Here is a 3670-nt window from a genome sequence, read left to right on the forward strand (position 1 = left end):
CTCCCGGCGCCCCTCAGCGTGCCGTTGGGGCCCCCCCCCTGCGCTGGTTATACCAAACTTTTTTTTTATTTTTTAATTCCCTCACCCCGAGCGAAGTCGAGGGACGCACGGACGCGGGCCGGCGCCATGAGTCATTGAACTGCGGCCTTGGTATCAGGCCGCCGCCCGGCCCGACAGCGCCGCCTCGACGGCGGCGAGCGCGGCTTCGGCGCGGGCCGGGTCGGGGCCGCCGGCCTGGGCCATGTCGGGACGGCCGCCACCGCCCTTCCCGCCCAGCGCCTCGGCCCCGACGCGGACCAGATCGACGGCGCTGAAGCGCGGCGTCAGGTCGTCGGTGACGCCGACCACGAGCGAGACCTTGCCGTCGTCGACGCCGGCGACCGCGACGATGCCCGAGCCGACCTGCCGCTTCAGCTCGTCCGCCAGGCCCTTCAGCTCGCGCGCCGGCATCCCGTCGACCCGGCGGCCGGCATAGCGCACCCCCGCGACCTCCTTCACCGCCGGCCCGGCCCCGGCGCCGCCGCCCGAAGCGAGCTGGCGACGCGCGTCGGCGAGTTCGCGCTCGAGCCGACGCCGCTCCTCGACGAGGCCGACGACGCGCGCCGGCAGCTCGGCCGGCGTCACCTTGAGCGCACCCGCGGCCTCGCGCAGGATCGCCTCCTCGCGCTCGAAATGGGCGAGCGCGCCGGCACCGGTCACCGCCTCGATGCGGCGGACGCCGGCCGCGACCGCGCCCTCGCCGACGATCTTGAAGACCCCGATATCGCCGGCACGGCGGACGTGGGTGCCACCGCAGAGTTCGACCGAGAAGCCCTCCCCGCCCATCGCGACGACGCGCACCTCGTCGCCGTACTTCTCGCCGAAGAGCGCCATGGCGCCTGCCGCCACCGCCTCGTCGGGTGCCATCAGCCGGGTCGTGACGTCGGCATTGTGGCGGATGCGGGCATTGACCTCGGACTCGACGGCCTGGATATCCTCGGCCGAGAGCGGCTTGGGGTGGCTGATGTCGAAGCGCAGCCGGTCGGGCGCCACCAGCGAGCCCTTCTGGGTGACGTGCTCGCCGAGGCGGCTGCGCAGGGCCTTGTGCAGCAGATGGGTCGCCGAATGGTTGGCGCGCACCCGCGCCCGGCGCTCGCCGTCGACCCGGAGTTCGACGACGTCGCCGACCGCGATCCGGCCGCGCGCGACGGTGCCGAGATGGACGAAGAGGGCCCCCGCCCGCTTGACCGTGTCGGTGACCGCGATCTCGGTCCCGTCGGCGGTGAAGAGGGCGCCGGTGTCGCCCACCTGGCCACCGGACTCGGCGTAGAACGGCGTCTGGTTGACGACGACCGAGACGGCCGCGCCGGCATCGGCGGACGCCACCTCCCGCCCGTCGACGAGCAGCGCCACGACCTTGCCCTCGGCCGCCTCGGTGTCGTAGCCGAGGAACTCGGTCGCCCCCACCCGCTCCTTGACGTCGAACCAGATCTGGCCCTCGGCCGCCTCGCCCGAACCGGCCCAGGCCGCGCGCGCCTCGGCGCGCTGGCGCGCCATCGCCGCGTCGAAGCCGGCGGTGTCGACGGCGATGCCACGGCCGCGCAGCACGTCCTGGGTCAGGTCGAGCGGGAAGCCGTAGGTGTCGTAGAGCTTGAAGGCGACCTCGCCCGGCAGGCCCCTGCCCGCCGGCAGCCGCTCGACCTCCTCGTCGAGGAGGCGGAGGCCACGGTCGAGCGTCTGCTTGAAGCGCGTCTCCTCCAGGCGCAGCGTCTCGGTCACCAGCGCCTCGGCGCGGACCAGTTCCGGATAGGCCTGGCCCATCTGGCGGATCAACGCCGGCACCAGCTTCCACACCACGGGCTCGGTCGCGCCCAGGATGTGGGCATGGCGCATCGCCCGGCGCATGATCCGGCGCAGCACGTAGCCGCGGCCCTCGTTCGACGGCAGCACGCCGTCGGCGATGAGGAAGCTGGTCGAACGCAGATGGTCGGCGATGACGCGGTGGGAGACGGCGTGCGGGCCGTCGGGCGCGGTGCCGGTCGCCTCGGCCGAGGCCTGGATCAGGGACCGCATCAGGTCGATGTCGTAATTGTCGTGCTTGCCCTGGAGGACGGCGGCGAGCCGCTCCAGACCCATGCCGGTGTCGATCGAGGGGCGCGGCAGCGCGATGCGCTGGTCCGGCGCCACCTGCTCGAACTGCATGAAGACGAGGTTCCAGATCTCGATGAAGCGGTCGCCGTCGGCGTCCGCGCTGCCCGGCGGACCGCCCGGGATCGACGGCCCGTGGTCGTAGAAGATCTCCGAGCACGGACCGCAGGGGCCGGTATCGCCCATCGCCCAGAAATTGTCCGAGGTCGCGATGCGGATGATGCGCCGGTCGTCGAGGCCCGCGATCCGCTTCCAATGGCCGGCCGCCTCGTCGTCCTCGTGATAGACGGTGACGAGCAGCCGGTCGCGGTCGAGCCCGAAGTCGCGCGTCACCAGGTTCCAGGCGAGCTCGATCGCGCGTTCCTTGAAATAGTCGCCGAAGGAGAAGTTCCCCAGCATCTCGAAGAACGTGTGGTGGCGGGCGGTGTAGCCGACGTTCTCGAGGTCGTTGTGCTTGCCGCCGGCGCGGACGCACTTCTGCGAGGTCGCGGCGCGGACATAGTCGCGCTTCTCGGCCCCGGTGAAGACGTTCTTGAACTGCACCATGCCGGCATTGGTGAAGAGCAGCGTCGGGTCGTTGCGCGGCACGAGCGGGCTCGAGGCGACGATCTCGTGGCCCTCGCTGGCGAAGTAGCCGAGGAACTGCGCGCGGATGTCGTTCGCCGAAGTCATGCGGGGCCTCTCGCTCCTGCCGCCGCCGGACGATCCGCGGCGGCGCGATGTCGGACCGGACCTTCTATAGGGCGCCGTAAACCCTGTCCAGAACGCGAAAAACGGCGAGGGCCGGGGCCTTTCCGGCCCCGGCCCTCGCCGATCCGATCGGCAGGCGGCGGCGCCGGACGGCCTAGCCGTCGGCCTCCCCGGCGCCGGCGCCGCTCATCATGGCGTCGGCGACGAGGCCGGCATTCTGCCGGATCGCCTGCTCGATCGCCTGGGCGACGGCGGGATTCTCCCGGAGGAAGGATTTGGCGTTCTCGCGCCCCTGGCCGATGCGCTGGCCGTCGTAGGAGAACCACGAGCCGGACTTGTCGACGACGCCGGCCTGGACGCCGAGATCGATCAGCTCGCCCGTCTTCGACACGCCCTCGCCATACATGATGTCGAACTCGACGACGCGGAAGGGCGGCGCCATCTTGTTCTTCACGACCTTGACCCGGGTGGTGTTGCCGGTGACCTGGTCGCGGTCCTTGATCGAGCCGATGCGGCGGATGTCGAGGCGGACCGAGGCGTAGAACTTGAGGGCGTTGCCGCCGGTCGTCGTCTCCGGGCTGCCGAACATGACGCCGATCTTGAGGCGGATCTGGTTGATGAAGATGACGAGGCAGCGCGACTTGGCGATCGAGCCGGTCAGCTTGCGCAGCGCCTGGCTCATCAGGCGGGCGTGCAGGCCGACATGGCTGTCGCCCATCTCGCCCTCGAGTTCGGCCCGCGGCACGAGCGCGGCGACGCTGTCGACCACCAGCACGTCGATGGCACCGGACCGGACCAGGGTGTCGGCGATCTCCAGCGCCTGCTCGCCGGCGTCGGGCTGGGAGATCAGCAG

Annotated in this window: 2 protein-coding genes; both read right to left on the reverse strand. The window is 71.4% G+C overall.

From position 1 onward, the window contains the following. Positions 1–153 precede the first annotated feature (153 nt). Entirely contained in the window at positions 154–2799 is a 2646-nt protein-coding gene (alaS, locus tag ACE3Q3_RS21835) for an alanine--tRNA ligase (protein WP_374449529.1), read from the reverse strand. A gap of 172 nt (positions 2800–2971) precedes the next feature. Next, positions 2972–3670, reverse strand: a 699-nt coding sequence (gene recA / locus ACE3Q3_RS21840) for a recombinase RecA (RefSeq protein WP_374449530.1), incomplete at its 5' end; no start/stop codon positions are given.

Origin of the sequence: Allostella sp., assembly GCF_041913585.1 — a bacterium.
Lineage (GTDB): Bacteria > Pseudomonadota > Alphaproteobacteria > ATCC43930 > Allostellaceae > Allostella.